The 2,770-nt window shown below is 32.9% G+C and carries 2 protein-coding genes and 1 pseudogene; 1 reads left to right on the top strand and 2 read right to left on the bottom strand.

From position 1 onward, the window contains the following. The first annotated feature begins 296 nt into the window (after nucleotides 1-296). Nucleotides 297-626: a helix-turn-helix domain-containing protein gene (locus tag LCI24_RS16795; protein ID WP_274641409.1), complete on the top strand. Its 330-nt coding sequence runs from the start codon at nucleotides 297-299 to the stop codon at nucleotides 624-626. 62 nt (nucleotides 627-688) lie between these two features. On the opposite strand, the gene LCI24_RS16800 is transcribed toward LCI24_RS16795, so the two are convergent. Together LCI24_RS16800 and LCI24_RS16805 are read right to left on the bottom strand one after the other, a co-directional pair. Beyond that, nucleotides 689-1,081: a DUF2750 domain-containing protein gene (locus LCI24_RS16800; RefSeq protein WP_274641410.1), complete on the bottom strand. Its 393-nt coding sequence runs from the start codon at nucleotides 1,079-1,081 to the stop codon at nucleotides 689-691. Nucleotides 1,082-1,084: 3 nt separating this feature from the next. Next, nucleotides 1,085-2,770: pseudogene (locus LCI24_RS16805) on the bottom strand (hypothetical protein); the annotation flags it as partial.

Below are 2,770 nucleotides of genomic sequence, written 5' to 3' on the forward strand. Positions count from 1 at the left end.
ATTATGACGTACTATACTCTGTGCTTTTAGTTTTTGAACCGATACCGTTACCCGTAAACTTTCTAATCTATTCACCTTAATACCTCCTAAAATGTGTATTTCTAGGTGTTTTGTTAGGTAACTGTAGTTATTCGGGTTGGTGGTATCAAGATTGTTCATAACTTTTAATTTTAGAACATATATTGTTCAAAAGTATAAAATATGTTCTAATAAACAAAACAATATCACTTCTACATAGATAATTTATGTTTTATATATTTGCTAAAAACCTTATTTAATTAGTTTATTTAGAACTTATGTTGTTTGGAGAACGTTTATTAAATACTCGTAAAAAAAGGAAAATGTCGCAAGATGAACTTGCTAAACAAATTGGTGTACATGCTCCTGTAATTGGACGTTATGAACGTGATGAAGTAAAGCCTTCTATTGAGACAGCTCTTAAAATAGCTAAAGCTCTTGAAGTATCTTTGGATTATTTAATTGGATTATCTGATTTAGAACTAGACAAAAATGTTGTTGATATTATGACTGAATTACAAGCTCTTAATATTGAAGATAAACAGCATATAATTACTACTATTAATGCTTTAGTTAGAGATGCTAAAGCTCGTAACACTTATAAGTAAATATATTTAATAAAGAAGCCACAGCTGTTAACTGTGGCTTGATTACTAAAAAGAACTATTGTTTATTCGTACTGTTCCAGTTCTGTTTCTAATTCTTCTTTTAAGATTTCTCCTTTTAAAACTAAAGCTTCCCTATCTTTATTATAGAAAATACCATAATAAACATCTTTTAAGTCAGGGTTACCAATAAAATCCTCTATAAAAGAATAAATAGATATAGAACAAGGTTTAGCTCCCATTTTTTTATGTTCTTCGAAAGCACAGAATTCAGCTAAATCTTTATGAGGCCATAAAGGAAAAATTTCATCACCATCTACATCTTTAAATATAATCCAGTCTTCACTATTTATAGCTAAACCCCATACTTCTTCCCAATCTGCACAATAACGTACAAAATACTCTACTCTTTCTTTATTATTCAGTTTTAATAAATTTTCTATTTGTTTTGGGTGCATTTTTTAATCTTTTTTCTTATATCTATGTTTATGAATTCTAGTTTCAACTTTATGTTCTGCATGGTTTTTTACTAAAGAACCTTTATATCCATGACCCTGACTAGCAGGAGCATTATTTTTATGAGCTAATTCATAACCTTTGTCTTGTTTTTTTCTACCAGGTGACTTACGTCCATTCCTAGGTATTCTTAATGCTTTTTTATTACCTGTTTGTATATGTCTTTGGTCATTTTTCAACCAACCTCGGTCAGCACTACTAGCTTTATCATCATTCATCCATTCTCTTAATCTAGCTTGTTTGCCACTTCTACCTTTAGCACTTAATGATTTTCCTTTTACTTTTCTAACAAGAATCATTGCAGCAGCAGCTTCTACATCTTGTATACTTCCTTCACCGCTAGTTACTCGGTCAGCCATTTCTTCCATTCCTCTAACACCTTCAACGGTCATTTCCGTAAGTGTTTTACCTTGCATACCTTCGTTCCAAGAAGTGGCTATACCATTCCATATATTACCAAGTACGTTATCTACAAATGCACCAGCTCCTCCATTTGTGTTACGTTCTGCTGTTGGTAAAACAATATTATGTAATCCAAATGTTAATACTGGTTTACCTCCACCGCTATAATTGAACATATCAGCTCCATTAATAGGGTATAATTCCAACCCTTCTAACTCAATACCCATACCTAACTTGTTTTCTTGGAAGGCATATGTAGAATTGTATGTATAATCTTCTGCTAATGGGTCTACTTGCCAAAAACGAAGTGTTGCGGGGTCACTTACACGATAACGCCATTCATGAGTATTTAATCCTAAATCTTCGGTAAACTCTTGTTTTTGATACGTTTTTAAATTATTCTTAACACCTCTTAGTGCGCCATTGTATCCAACGTGCTCTAAACCGCCAGGGTAATAATTTTGCTCCCTTCTAATTTCAGTTGATGTAATAATACCATCACCGTTATCATCTGCATACGTTAACCTTGTGTTACCCCAAAAGTCTGTATACCTATAAACATATTGCCAAGAACTACCATTAGGTTCTATATACCCTTCAGGTTGAGTTATTTGCTTTAGGTCTCCATTTTCGTATACGTAGTTACCGTTATAGTCTGTTGTAGTAGATGTTCCTCCTTGAGTTTTTATCTTACGAAGCTTTACACCATCAGCGGAATATTTATATTGTAAAACACCTGCATTAGCACCTGTTACTGTTATCTTAGTTGGCATATTCAAGTGGTTATACTCAACACTTGTAACATTTTTATTAGCATCAGTAAGCGTGTTACCGTTTGCATCGTACGTATACTCTGTAGCTAATTCAGAACCATCTTTAAAACCATAATTAGCATTACCTGTATCATTTACATTTTTAAGCTGGTTGGTATTTTGGTGATACTCATAACTTAAAATATCCATGTCAGCATAACTACTACTGTTTTGCCAACCGTTTCGGTTTAAGGTTATAATGTTTCCATTCTTATCATACGTAATTCCCGATACATTGTAATTTGTATTTGGAGTTCCTGTGGCACTTAAGATTCTGTTAAGAGCATCATATTTGTACGAGTACCCTCTAGTACTAGTATCGGTGTTTAAGGTATTCCAAGAAGTTTCACTAATATTCCCGTTAAACAGAGGCGTAGCACCGTTTTGAGGCTTGTTGTAGTTGATAGTAAAGTTAAA

Origin of the sequence: Tenacibaculum larymnensis, assembly GCF_028829235.1 — a bacterium.
GTDB lineage: Bacteria > Bacteroidota > Bacteroidia > Flavobacteriales > Flavobacteriaceae > Polaribacter > Polaribacter larymnensis.